Source organism: Acinetobacter sp. YH12219, assembly GCF_013417875.1.
Taxonomy (GTDB): Bacteria; Pseudomonadota; Gammaproteobacteria; order Pseudomonadales; family Moraxellaceae; genus Acinetobacter; species Acinetobacter amyesii.
On the sequence record NZ_VPDC01000014.1, the window covers coordinates 1 to 22540 of the forward strand.

The 22540-nt window shown below is 38.4% G+C and carries 31 protein-coding genes and 1 pseudogene; 20 read left to right on the forward strand and 12 right to left on the reverse strand.

The annotated features are described in order from the left end of the window. Nucleotides 1-108 (forward strand): annotated as a pseudogene (locus tag FTV04_RS10175) (IS5/IS1182 family transposase); the annotation flags it as partial. A gap of 1 nt (nt 109) precedes the next feature. On the opposite strand, the gene FTV04_RS10180 reads toward FTV04_RS10175, so the two are convergent. Beyond that, entirely contained in the window at nt 110-409 is a 300-nt protein-coding gene (locus tag FTV04_RS10180) for a hypothetical protein (RefSeq protein WP_180089387.1), read from the reverse strand. Between the two features lie 112 nt (nt 410-521). Next, on the reverse strand, nt 522-779 hold the full coding sequence (locus FTV04_RS10185; RefSeq protein WP_180089388.1) for an Arc family DNA-binding protein: 258 nt from the start codon (nt 777-779) through the stop codon (nt 522-524). Between the two features lie 175 nt (nt 780-954). On the opposite strand from FTV04_RS10185, the gene FTV04_RS10190 reads away from it, so the two are divergent. From FTV04_RS10190 to FTV04_RS10205, 4 genes are all read left to right on the forward strand, one after another. Beyond that, entirely contained in the window at nt 955-1677 is a 723-nt protein-coding gene (locus FTV04_RS10190) for a BRO family protein (RefSeq protein ID WP_180089389.1), read from the forward strand. A gap of 231 nt (nt 1678-1908) precedes the next feature. Next, on the forward strand, nt 1909-2325 hold the full coding sequence (locus FTV04_RS10195) for a DNA breaking-rejoining protein (RefSeq protein WP_180089390.1): 417 nt from the start codon (nt 1909-1911) through the stop codon (nt 2323-2325). A gap of 462 nt (nt 2326-2787) precedes the next feature. Beyond that, complete coding sequence (locus tag FTV04_RS10200) at nt 2788-4758, forward strand: choline BCCT transporter BetT (protein ID WP_180089391.1); 1971 nt, start codon at nt 2788-2790, stop codon at nt 4756-4758. Between the two features lie 457 nt (nt 4759-5215). Continuing rightward, nucleotides 5216-6478 (forward strand): integrase family protein, encoded by a 1263-nt coding sequence (locus FTV04_RS10205; protein WP_180089392.1) that lies wholly within the window; start codon nt 5216-5218, stop codon nt 6476-6478. 13 nt (nt 6479-6491) lie between these two features. Here the strand turns inward: FTV04_RS10205 and FTV04_RS10210 are convergent, their stop codons facing one another. The 10 genes from FTV04_RS10210 to FTV04_RS10255 all read right to left on the reverse strand — a co-directional run bounded on the left by FTV04_RS10210 (nt 6492) and on the right by FTV04_RS10255 (nt 16486). After that, entirely contained in the window at nt 6492-6758 is a 267-nt protein-coding gene (locus tag FTV04_RS10210) for a helix-turn-helix domain-containing protein (protein ID WP_180089393.1), read from the reverse strand. A gap of 180 nt (nt 6759-6938) precedes the next feature. Further along, entirely contained in the window at nt 6939-8606 is a 1668-nt protein-coding gene (locus FTV04_RS10215; RefSeq protein WP_180009710.1) for an IS66 family transposase, read from the reverse strand. Nucleotides 8607-8680: 74 nt separating this feature from the next. Continuing rightward, nucleotides 8681-9016 carry an IS66 family insertion sequence element accessory protein TnpB gene (gene tnpB, locus FTV04_RS10220; protein ID WP_004828548.1) on the reverse strand — a complete coding sequence of 112 codons (336 nt, stop codon included), beginning with the start codon at nt 9014-9016 and terminating at the stop codon, nt 8681-8683. After that, the gene (locus FTV04_RS10225) at nt 9013-9396 is read right to left on the reverse strand and encodes a transposase (protein ID WP_004828545.1); all 384 of its coding nucleotides are present in this window, start codon (nt 9394-9396) and stop codon (nt 9013-9015) included. The genes tnpB and FTV04_RS10225 overlap by 4 nt, the downstream gene beginning before the upstream one ends. 45 nt (nt 9397-9441) lie before the next feature. Next, nucleotides 9442-10650 (reverse strand): hypothetical protein, encoded by a 1209-nt coding sequence (locus tag FTV04_RS10230; RefSeq protein ID WP_180089394.1) that lies wholly within the window; start codon nt 10648-10650, stop codon nt 9442-9444. After that, nucleotides 10647-11768: an ATP-binding protein gene (locus FTV04_RS10235; RefSeq protein WP_180089395.1), complete on the reverse strand. Its 1122-nt coding sequence runs from the start codon at nt 11766-11768 to the stop codon at nt 10647-10649. The genes FTV04_RS10230 and FTV04_RS10235 overlap by 4 nt, the downstream gene beginning before the upstream one ends. Then, a complete protein-coding gene (locus FTV04_RS10240; RefSeq protein ID WP_257221020.1) occupies nt 11768-12082 on the reverse strand; it encodes a hypothetical protein in 315 nt (104 codons plus the stop codon). Before FTV04_RS10240 ends, FTV04_RS10235 begins: the two co-directional genes overlap by 1 nt. A gap of 824 nt (nt 12083-12906) precedes the next feature. Further along, on the reverse strand, nt 12907-14694 hold the full coding sequence (locus FTV04_RS10245; protein WP_180089397.1) for a hypothetical protein: 1788 nt from the start codon (nt 14692-14694) through the stop codon (nt 12907-12909). Nucleotides 14695-14735: 41 nt separating this feature from the next. Next, complete coding sequence (locus FTV04_RS10250) at nt 14736-15806, reverse strand: dsDNA nuclease domain-containing protein (protein ID WP_180089398.1); 1071 nt, start codon at nt 15804-15806, stop codon at nt 14736-14738. A 17-nt stretch (nt 15807-15823) separates the two neighbouring features. Beyond that, the gene (locus tag FTV04_RS10255) at nt 15824-16486 is read right to left on the reverse strand and encodes a LexA family transcriptional regulator (RefSeq protein WP_180089399.1); all 663 of its coding nucleotides are present in this window, start codon (nt 16484-16486) and stop codon (nt 15824-15826) included. A 133-nt stretch (nt 16487-16619) separates the two neighbouring features. Here FTV04_RS10255 and FTV04_RS10260 point away from each other — a divergent pair, with 133 nt between their 5' ends. Genes FTV04_RS10260 through FTV04_RS10330 form a run of 15 tightly spaced genes read left to right on the forward strand, consistent with a single transcriptional unit; the run spans nt 16620 to nt 22536 of the window. Beyond that, on the forward strand, nt 16620-16874 hold the full coding sequence (locus FTV04_RS10260; protein WP_180089400.1) for a hypothetical protein: 255 nt from the start codon (nt 16620-16622) through the stop codon (nt 16872-16874). 21 nt (nt 16875-16895) lie between these two features. After that, complete coding sequence (locus FTV04_RS10265; protein ID WP_180089401.1) at nt 16896-17342, forward strand: phage regulatory CII family protein; 447 nt, start codon at nt 16896-16898, stop codon at nt 17340-17342. 55 nt (nt 17343-17397) lie between these two features. Further along, a complete protein-coding gene (locus FTV04_RS10270) occupies nt 17398-17655 on the forward strand; it encodes a hypothetical protein (protein WP_257221022.1) in 258 nt (85 codons plus the stop codon). After that, nucleotides 17652-17960 (forward strand): hypothetical protein, encoded by a 309-nt coding sequence (locus FTV04_RS10275; RefSeq protein ID WP_180089402.1) that lies wholly within the window; start codon nt 17652-17654, stop codon nt 17958-17960. Before FTV04_RS10270 ends, FTV04_RS10275 begins: the two co-directional genes overlap by 4 nt. Further along, nucleotides 17957-18247 carry a hypothetical protein gene (locus tag FTV04_RS10280; protein WP_180089403.1) on the forward strand — a complete coding sequence of 97 codons (291 nt, stop codon included), beginning with the start codon at nt 17957-17959 and terminating at the stop codon, nt 18245-18247. Before FTV04_RS10275 ends, FTV04_RS10280 begins: the two co-directional genes overlap by 4 nt. Then, a complete protein-coding gene (locus tag FTV04_RS10285; protein ID WP_180089405.1) occupies nt 18244-18600 on the forward strand; it encodes a hypothetical protein in 357 nt (118 codons plus the stop codon). The genes FTV04_RS10280 and FTV04_RS10285 overlap by 4 nt, the downstream gene beginning before the upstream one ends. Further along, entirely contained in the window at nt 18597-19478 is an 882-nt protein-coding gene (locus tag FTV04_RS10290; protein ID WP_180089407.1) for a hypothetical protein, read from the forward strand. Before FTV04_RS10285 ends, FTV04_RS10290 begins: the two co-directional genes overlap by 4 nt. Next, nucleotides 19475-20218, forward strand: coding sequence for an ATP-binding protein (locus tag FTV04_RS10295; RefSeq protein WP_180089409.1), 744 nt, complete (start codon nt 19475-19477; stop codon nt 20216-20218). Before FTV04_RS10290 ends, FTV04_RS10295 begins: the two co-directional genes overlap by 4 nt. Beyond that, on the forward strand, nt 20215-20577 hold the full coding sequence (locus tag FTV04_RS10300) for a hypothetical protein (RefSeq protein WP_180089384.1): 363 nt from the start codon (nt 20215-20217) through the stop codon (nt 20575-20577). The genes FTV04_RS10295 and FTV04_RS10300 overlap by 4 nt, the downstream gene beginning before the upstream one ends. After that, on the forward strand, nt 20574-21059 hold the full coding sequence (locus FTV04_RS16835) for a hypothetical protein (protein ID WP_257221024.1): 486 nt from the start codon (nt 20574-20576) through the stop codon (nt 21057-21059). Before FTV04_RS10300 ends, FTV04_RS16835 begins: the two co-directional genes overlap by 4 nt. Beyond that, nucleotides 21056-21295 (forward strand): hypothetical protein, encoded by a 240-nt coding sequence (locus tag FTV04_RS10310; RefSeq protein WP_180089411.1) that lies wholly within the window; start codon nt 21056-21058, stop codon nt 21293-21295. The genes FTV04_RS16835 and FTV04_RS10310 overlap by 4 nt, the downstream gene beginning before the upstream one ends. Continuing rightward, nucleotides 21292-21693 (forward strand): hypothetical protein, encoded by a 402-nt coding sequence (locus FTV04_RS10315; protein WP_180089385.1) that lies wholly within the window; start codon nt 21292-21294, stop codon nt 21691-21693. The genes FTV04_RS10310 and FTV04_RS10315 overlap by 4 nt, the downstream gene beginning before the upstream one ends. After that, nucleotides 21686-22066, forward strand: coding sequence for a hypothetical protein (locus FTV04_RS10320; protein WP_257221025.1), 381 nt, complete (start codon nt 21686-21688; stop codon nt 22064-22066). The genes FTV04_RS10315 and FTV04_RS10320 overlap by 8 nt, the downstream gene beginning before the upstream one ends. Next, nucleotides 22059-22205, forward strand: a complete 147-nt coding sequence (locus FTV04_RS10325; protein WP_180089413.1) for a hypothetical protein — start codon at nt 22059-22061, stop codon at nt 22203-22205. Before FTV04_RS10320 ends, FTV04_RS10325 begins: the two co-directional genes overlap by 8 nt. Further along, nucleotides 22198-22536 carry a DUF1064 domain-containing protein gene (locus tag FTV04_RS10330; protein WP_180089415.1) on the forward strand — a complete coding sequence of 113 codons (339 nt, stop codon included), beginning with the start codon at nt 22198-22200 and terminating at the stop codon, nt 22534-22536. The genes FTV04_RS10325 and FTV04_RS10330 overlap by 8 nt, the downstream gene beginning before the upstream one ends. Nucleotides 22537-22540: the final 4 nt, after the last annotated feature.

The following is a 22540-nucleotide window of genomic DNA, read 5'->3' on the forward strand; positions in this document are numbered from 1 at the left end:
AAAACCTTCAAAATTCTTGCTGAGCGATATCGCAATCGAGGCAAAAGACTAGCATTAAGATTCAATCTAATTGCTGGAATTTATAACTTGGAGCTGAGTGAAAAATGACTTATGAAAGAAATCTAATATTTGTATTATTCGATGTAAATTCTTTATTTGAGTTTCTGTGTATAAAAATATAATTGATTATTTTATAAATTTCTAAATATTTTTTATTATTAGTAAAGATGTATTGTGTACTAAGATTTTCCATGATTTCCAAAACTAATTTTCTTTGTACGCCTTCTCCAAGAACTAAATCATCTATTCTTTTCTCTGAATTTTTTGAGTTAAGGTCAAATAGTGTATCAGTTTTCGCTTCTCTTGAAATCTTTGCATGTATTTTTTCAAAATAATTAAAATTAATCATAAAGCTGTTCCAGTAATTAAAAATTTATATTTGATATACTCTTAAAAAACAATTTAAGTAATATCGATAACTGCTAAAGTGACCTTGCGTTAGCCTTTATTTCCAACAAAAGTTAGTTTTCTTCACTTTTTTTTAACAACTCTTCAATCATTTGAAAATATTTGTTGTTATTTTCAATACTCTGTTTTAATAATTCACGAAGATCATTTACTTCGTGTTCACTAGTAATAGGTTCTTCAAAACTTTGCTCCAAACGAGCGACAATATCCGCATTCATAGAGCGGTTCAGCTCTTTAGCAGATTCTGCAATTTTATCCTTTAGTTCTTGGGACATACGCATTTTGTATTCCACACCAAGATTTCTTCCCATATTTCAAACTCTGAAGTTGAATGATTTTTTTAAATAGTAATATCCCCAGCAGGGATTGACAAGTGGTTATTATAAGAATAAATTTAAAAACATCCCTAGCAGGGGTATAAAAACGCCCCGAATAATCTTGGCGGATCACGGGGCGAGTTACCAATCATTTTCGAGAACAATTGATATGAACAGTCTAACATTTAATGCAATGCAATTTCATCCAATACAAAGCAATGATGATCAAATTTGGATTACATCATCTGAACTCGCACGTGCTTTAGGATATGCGCGAGAAGATTCAGCGTCTCGTATTTATGATCGTAAGTCAGATGAATTTACTTCTGATATGACAAAAGTTGTCGCTAACCCTCAGACCGTCAATTTGACGGTACGGGTTTTTTCATTACGTGGCTGCCATCTCATCACATTCTTTGCCCGTACACCAGTCGCCAAAGAATTCCGCAAATGGGTACTCGACGTACTGGAAAAAGAAGTCCTGCAGCAGCAAATCGATACTCGAGTAAAAATCAACGCAGAGCAGCAAGTCGAACTTAAAGAAATCGTCGACCGACGTGCTCAAGGTGAACGCAAACTTCATGCAGAAATGTGGTCACGTCACAACAAACACTTCCGCATAACACGCTATAGTGATCTGTTGGCCATTCATTTCCAAGATGCAGTGAATTACCTAGAAACCCTAGAAGTTAAGTCAAAAGGGAACATCTATATAGATGAAAAACAATCCCTAGAAATGCTTTGCGTACATGCTCGATTCTTTCAGGCATGGTGGAACACGCATAGTCCAGCATTGGCCAAACTTAATCCATTACTGGTGACCATGTTAAACGACAATATGTTCTCTATGAGCAGTGCCATATCAAACGTAAGTAAAAATGTGGATTCATAATGCCAAACTATGATTACGACCACATGTTTGAATTACAGACCCTTTCACATGCAAGATACGGACTGCTCAAGTAAAAAATAAGCCACCTTCGTACGGTTTTTTTATATCAATGGATAACAAAAGGAAATGGCAAAAGTGCTTTGTACATCTTACGATATAAATGAAAAATCATTGATGAAATTTAGAATTTCACATGATTAAAAATGATCAATTTAAAAATGGCACATAGTGATGAAAAAATTAACTTTGTTAGGTTCAATAACTTTGGCTTTGTCTGCGGCGGTTTCGCCAAGTGTATCTGCTGCACCAGTAAAACCCATTCAGTTTGCAAAAGGTGCTATTGGTACTACAGTTGCAGGATCATTTAAAGGCTACGATGACATTCAGTATAGTTTGAATGCTAAGGCTGGACAAACTTTAAGCTATAAGCTGACAAGCAATCATGATTTAGCCCAAATTAATATATATGCTCCTGGTGATAAACCAGGAAAAACAGAAGCTTTAGTGATTGGATCTACAACAGGAGCATCTGGAAAATTCAAGCTGCCAGAATCAGGCAATTATTTGATTCAGATCTACCAAATGCGGAATACGGCACGGAATAATAGAACGGTTAATTATAAATTGCATGTTGAAGCAGTTCGCTAAACTTACTTTATCTGGATCTGGATAACTTAGAAAGTAACCGAAGAAAAACCAACCAGATGAAATTATATAAGTGATAAAAAATGTTCAAAAAACCACCAAAAAGTGGTTTTTTGAGTTTTGTATTAATTGGAAAATTATAAGAAATTAAGAAAAATGATATTGATAAATATAATGAATTTAGAATGAAGACATTAAATTGATCGTTTTCTTAATTTGATAAATTGCTTAATATTTAATTTAGTATCTAAAAATATGATAACATGTGCACATTCTAAACAGTGGCTTAGATTGAGTTAGCCTTTAATTTTCAATTTATGCACATGAATATTTTTAATATTTATCGTATAGAGCGAAATTACAATCGCCAGCACTCATCTTTACAAGCCTGTTTCTTCCGCAGTTAGCGGATATCTCTTTGATCAATTTTGATCTGTCTTACAAATAAAACGGAATAGGGAAGGTATGTCTTCATTGAAACCGTCATGGTATTCCAATGTGAATCCAAATGTGTTTATTAGCACAGTTGTTATTATCGGCATTTTCATTGCCATTGTATTTTTAGCTCCCAATGCTTTTGATCTAATTACTAAACAACTAAATCAATGGGTTACAAACTCATTCAGTTGGTTCTATGTGCTATCTGTAGCCATTTTTCTAATAGTGCTTATTTATATTGCTTGTTCAAATATGGGTAAAATTAAATTAGGTTTAGATCATAGCCAGCCCAAATATAGTAATAGTTCTTGGTTCGCTATGCTATTTACTGCTGGTATGGGTATTGGCTTAATGTTCTTCGGTGTCGCGGAGCCAGTGATGCACTATGTATCACCTCCAACTGGTGATCCTGAAACGATCCAATCAGCGCAGCAAGCCATGCGCGTAACCTTCTTCCACTGGGGACTTCATGCATGGGCAATCTACACCATCGTTGGCTTAGCGTTAGCTTACTTTGCTTATAGACACAATCTACCTCTAAAAATTCGCTCTGCGTTATATCCTCTCATTGGAAAGAGAATCTATGGTCCAATCGGTGATGGTGTAGATACCTTTGCGACGATCGGTACTGTATTTGGTGTCGCAACGACATTAGGTTTTGGTGTAACCCAAATTAATTCTGGCTTGAATTATCTATTTGGGATTGAATATTCAACGACGACACAGCTAATACTAATAGTCATTGTTACAGCTATGGCCTCTTTGTCCGTATTTATGGGCTTAGACAAGGGTATTAAACGATTATCAGAGATCAATTTAGGCTTAGCATTAACTCTCTTATTATTTGTATTTTTTGCTAGTTCAACAATATTTATATTGCAAGCGACTATACAAAATGCTGGTCAGTATTTTTCAAACTTATTTAACATGACCTTTAATTTATATGCCTATCAATCTGATGGTTGGATTGGTGGTTGGACCATTATGTACTGGGCATGGTGGATTTCATGGTCACCATTTGTAGGTATGTTCATTGCCCGTGTGTCTGAAGGCCGTACTATTCGTGAGTTTATTGTAGGTGTTTTACTTATTCCAACAGGGTTCACCTTGATTTGGATGGGAGTCATGGGGAATGCTGCACTCTATAGTATTTTAAACGAAGCGAACACCTCGCTGATTTCTGCAGTGCAACGAGATTCATCCGTTGCGTTATTTGAATATTTAGGGACCTTGCCATTCTCAGGCATTATGAGTTTTGTTGCGACTATACTGGTTATGCTTTTTTTTGTGACTTCAGCTGACTCTGGTGCACTTGTTACAGACTATTTAACAGCAAAATCGGAAAATTCTCCGACCTGGCAACGATTGTTTTGGACAACGTTAATGGCTGTACTTGCGATTGTTTTGTTGTTTGCAGGAGGTTTAGGAGCTTTGCAATCTGCAACAATGTTAAGTGCACTACCATTCACCTTCGTAATGCTTTTAATTTGCTGGGGCTTAGTCAAGGCTCTACATTTAGATGCAACCAAGATGCAAGCATTACAGGATGCGCGTATTACACCTAGAGCAATTCATAATCCAAGAAGTTGGCAGCAACGTTTAGGATTGATTATGCATTATCCGCATACACGTGAAGAAGTTGAACAATATATTGATACAACGGTAAGCCAGGCATTTTCAAATCTACAGAAAGAGTTTAAGCGTCGTCATTTAGATGTGACGGTAAACACGATAGATGATGGCTTGCAGCTTCGTGTAAACCATCAAGATGAGATTAACTTTATCTACCAAGTAGTTGTCCAAGAAAAAAATACACCAAGCTTTATGATTGATTCAGGAGAAATTACGCAAGATTATCAAGCTGAAGTATTTTTGAGGGAAGGTGGTCAAAATTATGACATCATCGAATGGACGCAAGAAGATATCTTGCAAGATGTCATTGATCAATATGAGCGTCATCTGCATTTTTTAAATTTAGTTCGAACTAAGAGCCAATAGATAAAAAACCGCCCAAATGGGCGGTTTTTATTAACATATGAGAGTTTTATAGGTAAAAATAACATATTGTTTAATAAATAGAATAATGAGGAAATTTGATATTTTGATAAAATTGTACAAATTTTGAAATAATTTAATTAAAATAAATTTGTATACTCGTCATATCCTAACCAAGCCTTTTAGATGCAAAAGCATACAACTCTGAAAAGTTTATAACTTACTGTAAATACTAAGGAATACAGTTTGATGCTTAACATTCCAATCCAATCCAAACTCGGTGGATTCTACTTTTTCTATAACACACCTGTGGGGTTTTTAAATCTAATATACTAATAATAAACAATGAGTTATAGTTGAAATAATAGGGTGTTTATAGCTTGAAAACTTGGCTTGTAGACTATTTGTAGACTGTTGTAAATGGTGTTTAAATTAAGCATCAATAATTTTAGATGCAACCATGAAACTAAATAAATCTAATGTTGACGCAATAACATTAACAGAAAAAGGTCAAAAAATTTATCGTGACCAGGATCTAATAGGTTTCGCTGTTCGCGCTACAACAAAAAGTAAATCTTACATTATCGAACGACGTTTTAATGGTGAACTCTTCCGAGTTACATTAGGCAAAACTTCAGACTTACCAGTCGCTGCAGCTCGGGCAAAGGCTCAGCTTATTTTAGCGCAGATCGCAAATGGCACCTACAAAGCAACTTTGAAGGGTGCAGTCAAAGATAATCCATTAGACATTACAGTAGCGGAAGCTTTAAACATTTATATCAGCCGAAATGATTTTAGACCTAAGACGATACGACAATATAAAAAATACTTTGATCTATATTTGGGTTGGTCAAATAGAAAGTTATTTGAAATTACCAAAGACGAGCTTTTGAATAAATTTTTAGAAGTCTCTGAAAAAAGTCCTTCTGCAGCAAATGGGTCAATATCTCTTTTGGGGACACTTTGGAAATATATGCACGTCGTTTATTCGACAGATGAAAAACCCATCCTGAAATCTAACCCTGTAGACGTCATTGCTGTAACAAAAGGGTGGAATGTACTTCAGCGTAGAGAAAAATATCTTCATAAGGATGTGATTTTTAAATATTACAATGCTGTGCTGAATTATCAGGATGAATTGAATTTAGAAAATACAGCTCGTTCAAATACCAATAGAGATATTATTTTATTCGCGATGTACACAGGCTGTAGACGCCAAGAGGTTTGTGGTCTCAGCTGGGCAGATGTTAATTTCAAGAATGGTACTGTGTTGTTCCGCGATACTAAAAATGGTACCGACCATCTTTTTCCAATAGGTGACCACTTACTGTCAATCCTAAAAGATCGATATTTACTAAGAGAAAATGATTGGGTTTTTCCTGCAACCAAAATGCCTACTTCTTCAAATGTTCATGCCACTAAGGTGGATACATTATTGAAGCGAGTTGGAGATGAAGTGGATTTTTATGTATCTATGCATGACTTCCGACGTACCTTTGCGACGATCTGCAACCTATTAAGGTTCAACATCTATGTAACGAAACGTCTTCTTAATCATACAGCTAAGCCAAGAATTGATGTAACTGGTGGTTATGTTCAAATTCCAATGGAAGAACTTCGTGCTTCAATGAATATGGTTGAGGCTGTATATCAAGGAAAAATTGATTGCTTCAATTATGAGAGCGTTTGGAGTGAGAGACTAAAACAAATAAAGGCAGGGTAACCCTGCCTTTATTTTATGCATATTGTGCTGTGGAATTTACTGTCTTGCTTTCCTCAAAAGCCAGCACATCTGACTTTTTATATGCAACACGTCGTCCAATCTTTTTAAATGGTAAGGCGTTTGATTCGCAGCGCATTTTTGCCAAAGTCCAAGGTGAGCAATCTAAATATAAAGCTACAACTTCTTGAGGGAAGTTTTGTTCCAATGGCGCGGCAATAAAGCGTTCCAATACTTCTTGACGGTCATTTTCATCAACTTTATTTAACGTTTTAAGAGCCATTAATTTCTCCATGTCGCTTCTTTAAATTTCGCATCAGTAAGCAGCTCTTCAATTTCACCAGCGCCTACATTGTTAAATATGTGAGTCATTTTTGCCCCGTATACAGTCAGTATTCGAGTCATTGATTAGTAGTTGAATTTCATTGGACAGTAAGCGTCCGCTGAACCCCATGCCTATTTTTTAATTTGAGTTGGATTTCCAGCGATGTGGCAGTAATTCTTCAATCTGAGTCACTTTATGTGTCGGCAACCTTTTCAGCACATCACTTAAATAGGCATAGGGATCCAGCCCATTCAGCTTTGCTGACTGGATTAATGTCATAATATTGGCTGCTCGCTGACCGCTGCGCAGCGAACCTGCAAATAACCAGTTCTTACGTCCCAACGCCCAGGGGCGCATCTGGTTTTCCACCCAGTTATTGCAAATCGGTAGATTGCCATCATCCAGATAGCGGCTTAAGGCTGGCCAACGCTTCAGAGTGTAATTGATGGCCTTGGCGGTAGGAGAACTCGATGGCACTGTCAGATGATGTTGGTTGAGCCATTCATATAGTTGTTGCATCACTGGTTGACTATGCTGTTGTCGGTATTCGCGGCGGTCTTCCGCTGTACCATCGGTCTTTTTCCTGAGTTCTGCTTCTATCGCATACAGTTTCTGAATCAGCACTAAGGCCTGTTCAGCGACCTGACTTTTCCCAGTTACATGCAGTTCATGGAATTTACGACGTGCATGGGCCATGCAGCCCACCTCTATGACCTGGCCTGATTTAAAGCGTGCTTTATAACCACTGTAATCATCACAGACTAGATAGCCCTGCCAGCCTTTCAAGAACTCTGCAGCATGCTGGCCTGAACGACTATCCTGAAAGTCATAGATCACCGCCTGAACTGGATTGTACTGTGTGGTGGCATAGGCCCAGACATAACCTTTCTTCGGTTTTTTATCATTCTCACCCATCCGCATGATGGTGACTGGTGTTTCATCTGCATGCAGCACCTGCTGTTGTAGTACCACCTCTTTTAAGGCATTGGCCAGAGGTTCCAGTTCCACACCGCAGCGACCTATCCAGTCAGATAAAGTTGATCTAGAAAGTTCGATTCCCGCCCGCTGATAGATCAGACGTTGACGGTACAGCGGCAAATGATCGGCATACTTCGATACCAGCACATGGCTGAGCAATTCAGGTGAAGCAATGCCTTTATCAATCACATAGGCGGGCATCGCTTGCTGAGTCAGAGTGTCACACTGATCACAGACCCATTTACCACGCACATGCTGTTCCTTATAGAACTGTGCCGGTCTGAAATGCAGTTTTTCACTGATATCTTCGCCGATACGACGTAACTGGCAGCCACAACTGCATTGGGTTGATGCAGGTTCATGCTCAATACGGATGGTGTGTAGATGATCTGGCAGCAGTCGACGTTTAGGTTTGTTGACTGTGGCTTTCTGTGTCGCTGCATGGGTTTTATCTGCATTTAATCGTTCTAATTCCAGATCAACGGCTGCGATATCTTCTTCGACCGCCTCATCCCACAGATGGATTTGTTTTGCGGTGAGATGTTCGTTTTTACTGCCGAATTTATGCTGTTTAAACAGCGCCAGTTCATGCTCGTATTTTTGATTGAGAATAGAAAGATGCTGAACTTTAGAATCTAATTGCTGATTGGTGACTTCAAGATGTTGAACTTTGGCATCTAATTGTTGATTTGATACTTCCAGATGTTGAACTTGAGCATCTAATTGTTGTTTATCTTCTGCGAGTTGTTGATGCTGCATCGCCAACTGCCGGGTGAATTCCAGCAGTTGTTCATGGGTCAGTTGGCTTAAATCTGGCAGCGTATTCATGACCGCAGTATGCCTGAGGTCATGAGAAGAATGAAATAGAACGTTTGGAGGATGGCAGAATAGCCGAGCTTGGTTTAGAGCATCGTGACCACCTGCTGTCGTCCAATGCGCTGCCAAGGCAAACCCTGGATTAATGCCTGTAACTGTTCCGGGTTGAGAGCTACGCTTTCACCCTGGTGAACTTTAGCCCAGTGGAATTTTCCCTGTTCCAAACGCCGGGCACACAGCCAGATGCCCAGTCCATCATGTACCAGCACTTTCATGCGATGGCCACGTTTATTACAGAACAGGTAAGCACAATGCGGTTTAATGTAGCCAAAGGCTCTCACCACCTGAGCCATGACAGTATCCATCCCTGCTCGCATATCCAGAGGTTGGGTAGAAAGCCAGATTTCATCGATACGGATCATGTTGCCAGCACCTTGAGTAATTCTGCCAAGGCAGGTATTTCTGATACTTGCCATTTCAAGCCAATTTCTGCTTTTGAGTGGGGTAAAGTAATTTGAACTTTTAACATGTCAGTAGGAGTAGGATCTAATGGTGCAGAGCAAGATAAGGCAATAAATGCAGGTTTATTCGGTAGTGGTGAGCGATCACTCCCTGGCTTAGCATCAATTAAGCGAATCCATTTGGATACAAGATTTGTATTCAATCCATGTTGCAAAGCGACTGAAGCAATTGAAACGTCCGGTGCTTTACAAGCCTGAACGATCTGCTGTTTAAATTCAGCACTGTATGTTCTTCGTTTTTTCGCAAGAGATGCGATGGATGTCTGATGATTTGTAGTCATAAATTTAAGTCCCCACTTGTTTCTAAGTGGGGACTAAATTAAGGCTTATAGGATGAATTCAGAAGGTGTGTTCAGCGGACGCTTACATTGGACAACCTCACTTGCTTGATTTTCAAGCTCGAAGCGGCGCTTTTTAACGTAGTCCATTAACTTTGGTTGAATTTCAGGACTACGTGCAGAAACATCAATTTCCAATGCATCTAATGCCGTTAAGTCTGGTGCATTTTGAATCTGAACCATCAGTGAAGGTGGAGTTTTAATTTCAGCTTCTGCAGGTGCAAGCTCACGTAAGCGCTTATGAATAGCATCCAATAATGGTTTGCGCTGTGCTTCAGTCCAGTTGCGTGTATAGCCGGTAAGGACGGTAGCTTCTTTAGGTGTTTGAGCATTTGTTGCACTGGTTATTAAATCTTTCAAAAGATTTTGATACTCGGCGTCTGCTGACTCACTAGCTAACTTTTTCTCTACTACTAACTTTTCAGCCTCAACCTGCAAACGTTTGAGTTCTTCTACACTTAAGTTGTTAGTCGTATGTTCTGGCTTAGGTGTATATTGCTCTGGATCTAGTTCAAGCAGCTTATCCTCAGTTAACTTACATAGGTGCTGAGTGTGTTCACGTTCTAAATGACCATTTGCCATAAACACCGGACGTAATGCCAAGACTGCTTCGTTGGTGGTACATGCATTAATTTGCATAGTGAACTTTTCAACCAGTTTCACTGGATCTGTTTCAATCTCTTCAACTGCAGGTTCAACCGATGTCTTTTCTTCAACATCATTTGATGTTTGAATTTGGCTATTTTCAGCTTCTGTAGCCGGTTCATTTTCCCAAGGCAATGATGTGTCAGAGACAGGTTCTTCTGTACTTAAAGAGCCACCACTTACCGAAATCAATGCCTGAGCATGAACTACCGCATTATCTTCATGTAGATGAACTAAACCACGAGTAAGTAATTCCAAGTCAGATTCTGAGTTTTTCCATTTGAATGATTTACTCAATTCAGTTATTAAAAGTGATGGGGCAAAACATGGTGTGCCTTTTGCTGGTGCTTCGGATATGGCTTCTGGAACTTGCATGGTACCAATGGTCATATATACGACAGCAATACGGAATTCATGATCAGGGTCAAAGTAAACAGTCGCAGGGAAATTACGAATGCTATCAAAATCTAAATCAGATCCAGTATGACGACACTCAATGTTTTGACCTGCAGCCATGGCAGCAAATGCTTCTTGTCCGTTTAAGATAATCATGAATTTACTCCCGCTTTAGCAATTTGATCTATTTCCTGTTTTACTTCTTGAATTTTCGATACATCGATCTGCATCAGTGAATCTATACCTAGATGTTCGCATACAGTTTTTGTATCTAATCCACGCTCATCGATGAAGGTTAATAGGTCATCACGTTGCGCATCTGATATGCCATTAAATTCAGGTGGACTAATCCATGTTTCTTTATGCTTATCAAAGGTACAATTCAGTTCTTTGGCTTTGAGTAGCATGGCTTGGCGCATGTTTTGGTAATACATATGGCTCTTATCAAGAGACTCAGTTAACTGGTTTAGATCACTGGCATATAGCGCTTCATCACAGCTTTGTTTCCAGTTTTCTAAGTCTTCAAGCGCTTTTGCGGAAGCCAATTGCGCAGGGGTTAATGTATTGATGTGTGCCTTAGCTGCTGAAATTAATTGTGCTAAAAACATCGGTTCTGTTTTTAAGTCAGGTACCCAAACTTCACCAGTTTCTCCACCAAGAGCACCTGAGTTTTTTGCATGGTGAGTGGGAGATGGTTTGAAGTTGATGACACGAGCATTTTTACCTTCACCAGTAGTGACAGTAGTCATATAACCCATCATATCTGCGATACGGTACAGCTCATTTCTATTCTTACCGCCTAAGTCAGGACGGTAGATGATCTGATCATTATTTTGGTCCTCAGAGGCGTGAGCAATAAAAACAACATCCTTACCCATGCTGATTAGAGTGTTCACATACTGCTTGAATGTTTGATTGGCCAAACCTTGGGCTTTAAGTTTTAAAGCGCCATCTTTCTGCCGGTTGTTAGGATGAAGTAGTAGGTGGGTTTTAATGCATTCAAGCATCGCGCCTACTGTATCAATAACGACAGTGTTGTAAGGTGCTAAGTCTTGAGTTGTAAGACCTGCAACGTCAGCCCATTGTTGAACTGGAATTACTGCACCACGACGAAGCTCACCGGTACGATGAGCACCACGGTCGAAGTCAAATGAAACAGCTTTATCTGCAGTAAAGCCTAAAGAGGATTTACCGAGGCCTGGATCTGCATAGATGTAAGTGATGATGGCACTGACATTTAGAGCTTGGTCTGCTGGAATAATGTTAATAGTCATCACACTTCTCCCAACAAACGGTTTTTAATCATGTGCTGCACCAACATTTCATTGATGTTGCGGTGGTCGTTGTAGTCCGTGAAGTCAGGGAAAGGATTGCCGTATTCATCGGAGATGTGATCTACAGATAACTGGGTGATTTCAGCCGTATCAAATTCACTACCGGGTACGCCGTAGCTGTCTTCAAATGGTTCAAAGTCAAAGCTTACGTCTAGAGTGAAGTTGTCTAAACGGATAACAGCATTACCTGAGTTTTTAGAAGTTAGCTCCATTGCAGCAACAGTAGTAAATTCAGGAATACTTTTGTGAAGCACCTGAGTGTTACTTAAAGCAGGCTTGTAGGCACATGCTAAAACACCGATTGTTACGGTTGCAGCGACAAGTGTTACCTTGAGGCTATTGAAAGGGGTTAAGGTTTTGTTCATACTTATCTCGCAGTTTGCAAAGCACATCGGGGGTAGAAGATCGATGTGCTTTTTTGTTGTTTGTGAGATAAATATTACCTAAAAGGTAATTTAATGCAATATAAAATTATCTTTTTTTATCTTTTTGGTTGTTTTTGCTTTGTGGTAGGCAAAAGAAAACCCACGCTAGGGGGGGTTAGATTCTTCGACTAGATTGACTTAACTACAACTGATCTTTAGCTTTTCTTTATAATAATACTCGGTTGTCTTATGATCTTTTAGTAGGCCTGGCTCGGTATAGTCTTTGGGCTGAAGCATCAATAGTGCTGGCATATAGTTGTTTGTGTATTCAGCTGGAAAATCCTTGCAAATTATCCGGATTTTTTCTCTTTGGGTTATATCTGGGTTATCAAGCTTAGCTAAATATTTTCCGAGTTGATCATCTGATTTTTCAAACTGGGTTTTGACAGCTTCATCAACTTTTGGTTCTTCCGTATTCTACTTTTGGCAGCCAGTGAGTGTCAAAGTGATGAGTAGTGTGCTTAGAATTGTAGTTTTCAAATTTTTGTATTGTTGTTATTGGTGGATGAATTATAAGGGGAAATAGGGGGAATAAAACCTACCGCTGAGATTTTATTTGATTTAATTAAAATTCTCAGCCTACTCAATATCCATAAGTAGATAAAGGAAGGCCACTTATAAAAGTGGCCATCTAAGGTGTGTGAGATCGAATTTCATTGTGTAAAAGTTGAAATATATGAGTTAAATTCTGTGAGATATTTCTCATAATTTTTTGTATTTAATAATTTTTTTGTATCTTGCAATGTGTAAATTTTGGAACAGGATTTTTTAAACTCGTCTATTAATGGGTGCTCCATTGCTCCTAAAAAAAGTTGAGTATCATTTGGCAGATCTTTTTTAAATGAATTTAAAATTCGTTGGTAATTTTCATTAGATTGTTCTTGCTGATTTGGAGTGTCTATAAATAATGGTGAAATAACTTCATCTGAATATTTAGATATTACTGAATATAGTGATAGATAGTACATTAGTAATGACCTAGCACTATCAGCCGCTCCACCATTTTTTTCATATTTTGAATATTGTTTAAAGCTCGGAATACTTTGATCTGGTATAGAAATAGAAAGTTTATTAGAGTAATGTTGTACTGCTTCCTTGAAAGAGCTGTTAATTGATTTTTTATCAATTAGATCTTCTATTTTTTTCAAGTCATCTTCAAGATTAGCAATGGAAATAGTATTTTCTCCAATGATTTCAATTTGTTTGGTAATAAATTTTTGTGATTTATCCTCAATTATCTGACTTGAATAGAAATTAATTGTATCTTCAAAATTGTTAAAAGAATGAATTTTATTGTCATACTCTAAAAGCTGATCATCTAATAACTGTATAGAATTTTCAATTTCACTAGCATCCTTTTCTTTTGCTTCAATTTCTAAATTTACTTCAGATAAAAGTGTATTAAGTTTATCCGCATCCAATAGTATATCTGTTCTATTTTCAAGATTATTGTTGTGATTAACACCACATAATGGGCATTCAACTACATCATCCAGACTTTCAACAGAAAAATAATAATCATTTTTTAATTCAGTAATATTGCTATTTATAAACTTAGATTGATTTTTTAACTCAATTAGATTTTCTTTAACTAACGTGAGTTGATCATATTTTTCTTTTCTAACATTAAGGCTGCTTTCGTATAATTTTTTTATTTCATTTAATTCATCAGTATTTGATAGGTTTGAATTATCTTTTTCTTGAGTTAGATCAAGATTAGGTAATGGCGATGTATCAATACTAATTGAACTATCCTTAGGTATTTCGTTTTCAAGAGCATTGATTTTATCAGTAAGCAATTCCTTTACAAGAGAAATTGAGTCTAAAACTTTTTCTTTTTTACTTTCGGCAGAGTGATTTAGTTTTTTGTATTCAGATATTTTTAACTTATAATTCATTATGTTGGAATTTGTATACCCCACATGGTATTCAAGAATAGGATGATGCCATCTCTCATAATGCCCTAGTTTATCCAAACTAGCGAAAGCTTTTCCCCATCCTTTAATTTGATCAATATAAAAGGAAATAAAGTAGTATGCTGGTGGAGCTATATCGTAAATATAATCATCGCCTCTCGTCTTAAGGATTGGGTTGAAATTTAATAACTCTGAGAATTTTTTTGAAAAATCTTTAAAGTTATCATAATAGAATTTTTTATTATCATTTGATAAGTAATACTCATTTTTTAATCTAGCAATCTGATAGTTCTTATCTGCAATACAAAATTCTATGAGGTAATTACATTGCAGATCTCTCCATCTTTTATCGTAAAATGGTTCCGCTCCAAAAGAGCTAAGGATACTTTTGATTAAGGAGCTTTTTCCAACACTATTTTTAGAGCTTGTTATTAGATTTATACCGTTCCCAAAAGTAAATTGATTCCCTGACTTTTCTGTAGTCGCCAAGATTGTAAGCTTCTTTAATATTAATTTTTTTGCCATTTTTAATTCCCCGTAAATTTCTAACCAATAAGCGAAAGTTCTTATCTTTCATTGTTTAATCTCTCAATTATGTAAAAGATCACAGTGCATTGAAAGTCAATTTCATCTATAAATTGATCAAATAACTCTTTTGGAGAATTACTTCTCATATAGTTGATTAACTCATCCGTATCTTCAGTTAAATTATAACCTTTATCGAAAATTGGCTTAAAATTTTTCTCCAAAAAAATGTTTTTTTGGCTTGTTGTGCTATTACTAATTAGGATATCTCTATATCTATTATGATATTTTAATCGTACTCTTGCTTTTAAGTTAAGCTCATCTAAAAAATCATTAATTTGTGTAGTATCAAGCGAAGGAGATATGACAACATTTTTGATTAAGTTATTTATTTTTTCAGAGGAAATGGCTTTTTTATCCACAGCTTCATCCCAATCCTTATAGTCACATACTTTTTCACCCTTTTTACAAATTTCATCAAATACAGATTGGTATATTGTTGTTGCATTAAAATTTGATTTTGGATGCTTTTCAGTTAGTACATCAGATATTCTTCCGATAACAGCATATCTCTGTGTTGCAGGTGGTAATTCTGGATCAATAAAGTTTAGATTTTTTGGAAGTTCTTCTAGAGACATTTCATTTATTAATTTATCTTTATATCCTTCTGTATCGTTAATATCATTTATATTAATTTTAGAAATTTTTGTTCCATCTTTTATTTTAAAATTATAACCACAACTTGCTACAAGGTTTAGATTTTTAATTCTGGAACTATATGTATGTGAGTTATTGTTCTCTAGTAACTTACCTAGGATTGAAGAGGTATTCTTGGAAGGACTTTTATACACTAAATCAGCTAAAGTATATTTCTCACCTGTTTCAATACATTTGACTTGGTTAAAATCAAAAAAAACTTCATCAAATTTTGTTGAATTTCCAATCACAATATCTTCATGTAGCTCTGGGAAAACAACATATTGAGAGTCATTTTTATAAAAATCAAAAATTGTAAAAATAGCCCAATTATATTGATATAAATATTTATGAAATGTTTGAGCACCAGAGTATTCTCTTTGTTGAGCATACAATGGGTTTGTTCCAGTACTCATATATTTGGGTCCTTTTATTACACGTCTCTATATAATCCAACAACCTTACCAACCAACTTACAACCATCCTCTAAAGCAATAGTTTTCTCTGGCCAGTCAGGATTCAAAGGTTGCAAATACATATTCCCACTTTCAACAATAAGCTTCTTAAACGTCGCTTCACTATCACCTTGGCAAGAAACAATAACTAAATCACCTGTTTTTAAATCTGTTATTTGAAAGTCAGGATTTACATAAATCTTATCGCCAGGCCTAAAGTCGGGGAGCATTGACTCTCCAACCACTTCCAAACCATAGCCATTCTTTCCGCATTTAGGATTTGGCGGTAACCATTCCTCAAACTGAGTACCTGCGGGTACGGAATCCACCGTAGTCCATGCACCGGCTTGTACCCAAGAAATTACTGGTACTAATTTTCCTATTAATGGGATTGGGTCTGACACATTCTTTTCAATATTTTGTGTGCCTTCTTGCGGTAAATCTAACCAACCATGTGGCTTACCAAAAGCCTCCTCGATTTCTCGGGCAACTTTATTACCAATACCTTTGATTGGATTTGTGCCTGCAAATTGGCTTGTTTGAGATTGTCCTTTCCCAATTTTGTCAGCAAAACTGGATACACCACCAACTTGATCAACAAGTAAGCGAGTGTTTTGGTATCTAATTGATTTGCTGTCCATAAATTTCCTGAAATTGTTGTGACACGTCACATTTGTTAATTGTAGTTTCATCACCAAAAAGGTAAACAAGAAAAAAGGTTGTATTTACATTACCTAAAAGGTAATATTTGGATTGATACGAGAGGATCAATCTATGAATTTCCGCGACTTTATTCTTAAGAAAAGCCCAGAAGATTTAGAAAAATATGCAAAAGATGCAGGAACAACAGTTGGTTATATAAAGTCACATTTGCTGTATGGATATAAAGAACCGCGTAAAACGCTGCGTAAAGCATTGTCTACAGCTAGTAATGGTGAGGTTTCTGAAATGGAAGTACTTCAACATTTTGGGTTATATCCTAATCAAATTCCTAATAACCAAAATGGTAATAACCCAGCCCTCCAATAACCACGTTCAAAGGACACCGATATGAACATATTGGACGCTGCTTACAACACAGTTCACGACTACCAAGGTGGAGCGAATGCATTAGCGCCACGAATGGGCATCAAAAGCCCAGCGGTGCTGAACAGTAAAGTGAATCCCAATACGGAAACACATCACATTACTTTGCTTGAGGCTTCAAAACTTATGGAGCTGACAGGGGATTACCGAATTCTGCAAAGACTGAATGCTCAACACGGAAAAGTGGCCATTAACTTGCCATGCATACCCGAATGCCGTGATACAGCGCTCACAGACCTAGTGTTGAGTATTGGAATGGGCGGTGGGGATATATGTGCGCAGTTCAAAGAAATGATGGCAGACGGTCGGATCACCCGAGGTGAAGCGATAGATATGTCAAAGGTCATTCACATGCTGCACGAAATTTTGGCAGAGCTAGAAATGCAAATAAACAAATGTGTCGAGCAATAAAAAAGCCTGATCTCGAACATCAGGCTTCCAATTCAATTTATGAGGCAAATCACAAATGAATATGAAACCAAATATACCACAAAACAATCACATGGCAAACGATGGGTTTCTTAATGGCGACGTCGTGGTCTTCACAGACCCAATCAAACCAGGCCATCTAATGACCGTACATAAAGTCCAAGGTGATGGCGTATTGCTAGATGGAAATCACAACTTTGCACTGAGCCATTTAGTGCGTCCGGCAACGGTTGCAGAGATCTTGGCCAAACGTCGTTTGACTGCTGCTGAACAAGCGCTTGCGGAGGTTCCATGATCACCAACAAGGCAATCAAAAAGCAGCCTGAGCATAAACACCTGCAAGGCGTTCAGAGTTGGTATAACCCAGCGCTACGCACGCTCAATGGTTTATTGGATATCCGAAAGGCCAACTTACGCAAGATCAATCGTGATGAAGCCAATGCTGCAGTCACACGTGATGAGTTTATCGAAATGCTAACCAATGAACATCGGATCTCGGCCTGGTATGCCGGTGAAATTATCTCAAGCTTACTGCGTTCAGAAATGATTTTGATGTTTGGACGTTTTATACAGATTAATGAAGGGGTGGGTGAGGTATGACACTTGATGATGTGATGAGTTTCATAAACGAAGCGGATGAAAGTGATCTTGAATCAATTGCTGAAGAATTGATGGATCGCGGTGTTGATTTCCATTGCTCTGAGTGTGAAAACCATGAGTGTGAATGCGATTGTGACGAATATGATGGTGATCATGAAAAAAATGAATTTATTCGCCATCTCATCAATAGAGCAAATCAATTTGGACTGCAAGACTTGCTTGATGAGCTGAAATATGAGGGCGACAGAGTAGGCGCTCTCTTAAATATTAAAGGTGGCGTGCTATGAAAAAAATCACCAAAATTAAGCAAGACATCACGGTTTCACCAGCACCGATTGAATCGATTATTTCTTTGCTTGATCCAGTAAAAATTTATTCAGCAAAAGAATTGGCGGCGATGCCATTGTCCCAAATGAACGCTGCTATTGAAGCTCAAGAATCATATTACATCTTGGAGCACACCACCCAAATGGGGGGGCGAGCTATTTCTATTCGTCGACAAATGCAAAATGGCGAGAAGCTTGTTCAGGTCAAAGAAAAGTCACGTGTACGATACAAGATAAACAACGAATTTGTAGAGCCTCGAATTATTCGCCAATTGGAGAAACGTGGCCTGGTCAAATTGGAGTGTGCTAAGTGAGCCATTATTCAACATTAAAAGGGCTTGGTAGAGCGATTGCGTACTTCCCACAGCTTGGTATTCACCTTGGTAACCCTTTGGCTGGTATTTTTCTAAGTCAGCTTATTTACTGGCACGATAAAACAGACAATGAATTAGGTGTATACAAGACATCTGAAGAGTGGTTGATGGAGACTGGCCTAACTTATAGACAGCAAGCAACCGCGCGCACACTGCTTAAAAATTTAGGTATTTTGAGTGAAACAGAGAAGCGTTTAGAGCATAAATTATACTTCAAATTAAACATTCAAGCGTTCGATTTATGGTTTGAGAACTGCATAAATTCCGATCAAATTAACATGGAAAAAGAGAGTAATTCCCGAACTGCGGATGATGCATTTCCCGAACGACGAATCCGCAATTCGGGGGAATACGAAAGCGCAATCCGCGGAGATACGGATGCGCAATTCGTTACTACAGAGAATACAACAAAGAATACAACAGATATAAACACACACAGTAACGCGCACGTTGAAAATCAAAACGTGGATTCGTGGACACCAGATCTTGAGCAGTTGGCATTCGCTTTGAAAACCACAAAATACTCACAACGAGTTTCTGAAATTCTAGGCATGGCAGATTTTCAATTCCATCTTGGGAACTTCAACGCTCACCACGAAAATAATCACCAGATCACGAACAACCAAAAACTTCGCAAGTTTGCACAATGGATTTTTCAGGAATTTGAAAAACAATTGGCTAAGACTGAGCGTGAAGCTAAAAAATCTACAGGCCGTATTCCTGAAAAACAAAATTCACGAAACGTAAACGATGCATGGGGTGAAGTTCAGCACTACGCACCTGCCAGTGACAACATTGAATTGGAGGATTTGGTATGAACGCATCAATCCTGAATACAAAAATTCAAATGAGTGCTGAGTTCTGTGAAGCTCACAAGGTTCAAAAAGTTCGAGTAGGACAAACAGCAATTTGCAAGCAATGCGCTTCAGAGATTTTAAACAAAGCTCACAAGGATCACGAGGTTGAAGTAAATCGCATGGTTCGTGAAAAGCATTTTGAGGGGGCTAAGTTACCAGCTCGTCATGCGAATAGCGGCTTCAAAGATTACATCGTAAAAAACATTGGTCAGCAGAACGCCAAGCAACACTGCACAGCATTCACAAAGGACTTCAAGCAAGGCGTTAACCGTAATCTGATCATGGTTGGTCGTACAGGCACAGGCAAAACACACTTGGCATGCGCTGTAGCTCGAAACATCTTGGAATCACGCAAATATGCTCGTTACATCACTTCGGAAGATATGGGTAATGAGATTGCAAATGCGTGGAAAAAGCCTGATGACACAGAATCAAACGCAATTCACCGATTCACTGAATATGACCTGTTAATTCTTGATGAATATGGCTTGCATGACCGTCATGAAAATCGGTTGCAGCTTGTACACAAAGTTTTATATGCGCGTTATGACGCTGCTAAGCCAACCATGTTGATTTCGAACATGACGATGGCTGAGTTGCAAAAGGATTTGGGTGACCGTTTATGGTCTCGTTTTCAGCATGATGGCCTGGTGATTGTTGAATGTAATTGGGCGGATCAGCGTGTAGGAGGTGGGGTGTGAGTTTTACTGTTCCAGAGAAATACAGAATTAAATCAGGACCATTGGCGAGCAGTGATAGCTATGGAAATAATGGTGCATTTTGGGTGAAGACCAAGAAATGTGTTTTCACTGTCATTGCTAGCGATCAAATGGGCTGGGAGCATGTCAGTGTTTCACTTCCGTCACGTTGTCCAACTTGGGAAGAGATGTGTTTCATCAAGTCCTTGTTTTGGAGTGAAGATGACTGCGTAATTCAGTATCACCCACCTAAAAGTGACTATGTGAACAACCATCCGTATTGCTTACACCTGTGGCGACCAATAGAACAATCGTTACCTACTCCACCAAGCTTTATGGTTGGTAAGGCAGGTGCAGCATGAACGAATTACTACAACAGCGTATCGAATCCGTGCAAGCAGGTCGAAATACAACTCATGCTCAGCTTGAAGCTAAACGCAGTCTACGTGAGCAGCTTGATAGTGATCTTGAGGCTTTCTTAAAAAACGGTGGAGCTGTTGAGCAATTACCTCGAGGCTTTTCAGGTGAATGCAGCAAAGGATGGAATGGCTCAAAACCAAAATCTCAAAAGACTATGCGTCAAGTGATGGCGAATTCTGTTGCGCAGACAGATAAAAAGCGTGCTCGTCAAAAAGAGGATCAGGCAGCCTTAGTAGAGATTAAGGCTTTGGATCAGTGGTGCAAAGAACGCAAAGGCCGTGGTGGTGATTTGTGTCGAGAGTTGAAAGTGGCTCATGCGTTCATATCGCAAATAACCAATCAAACTAGACCATGCTCAAAAGAGCGTTATGAGCAAATTAAGTTAGCAATGAAAGCGATTGAACAACGGGAGAAGGCAGCATGAACCTAACAATCGAACAAATGCGGGAAATTGTGGAGCGACATCGCAAACTTGGAACTCATTTTACTAAATTCAAATATTACTCAGCAGAAAAAGACGATTTCTTTTTGTCGCAATTGTCTACTGATTTTATCTGTGTCAACGACCTTCGCGCTGCCATCGCAGACCACGACCGCACCGACTTTGTAAGTGACATTGCTAATCATATAGCGCCGACGACGAAGGTGATTGAGGGATGAGTGAATTTAAGGACGTGAAGCCATACACACAAGCCGAGCTAGATCAGCAGGCGATTTGGGTGAATGAATTTGATCAATGGTGGGAAAACGAAGGTCAATACCAACGTGCAGGTGGTGGTCAATATGAGAGAACTTTTGCTTGGTGGGCTTGGTTGAATCGAGAGCAAAAGCAACAAGCCATCATTGATGAGCTAAAAGCCCAGCTCAACAACATAGAGGCTTGTTATATCGAGAAGAAGAAGCAGGTTGAGGACCAACAAAAGCGAATTGATGAATACAAGAAACTTACCACCAGTATAAGAAATGAATTTGATTTGTGGTCTAACGATAGCGAGTTTGCGGATGTTATCGAGGCTCAAATTGAGAATTTAGAAGCCCTGCGAGGTGATCATGAGTAATCAGGACTTAGAAAAAATTGGAATGATGTTTATTAACTGGATACAAGTACATCGAGACGCGTGTAACCGGTTTGAGGATTTCCGAAATTATTTTGATACCGAAAATCCTGATGCTCCGATTCATAGCAGAGAGGAATTAAACAAAGCATTTGCTATTCAGGAAGAAGCTTCGAATTTAGCGGCTGAATCCAAGAAGCGTTACAACACCTTGCTAGAAGAAGTGGATGTTTATCTGGCCCGAGAAAGAACAGATGTTCTAGGACGAGGTGCCAATGACTTACTCACTGATGCGCGTCAGAAAGCGGAAGATCAAATAAACAATGGTGCTCGCCTTACTAAGCACCAGATCGATTTGCGAGATGAGCATGAGTAAATTCCAACAAGAAGTAGTGGTGCTTCTGCTCTGCAATGTGATTCTTTTTGCTGAATTTAAAACGACTTGGCTTGGCTTTGTGATGATTTTTTTGACAGTAGCATTTGTGGTGATGATGTGGCGAGGTGCCAATGACTAAATACAACAACAAGAAGGTGATGCTTAACGGCATCACTTTCGATAGTCAGAAAGAAGCAAGGCGTTATCGGGATTTATCGCTGTTAGAGCGTGCAGGGGAGATTAAAAACTTAGAACTGCAAAAAGCATTCATATTGGCTGAGTCGGTAAAGTTTGAAAGTGAGCCAAGACGCAAGCCAGCAATCAAGTATGTCGCAGATTTTGTTTATCGGGAAAAGGGACAGCTGGTCGTTGAGGATGTCAAAAGCAAGATGACACGGAGTTTGCCAGTTTATCGCTTGAAGAAGCACTTAATGAAATCGGTTCATGGTTTAGAGATTAGAGAAATTTAGGGGA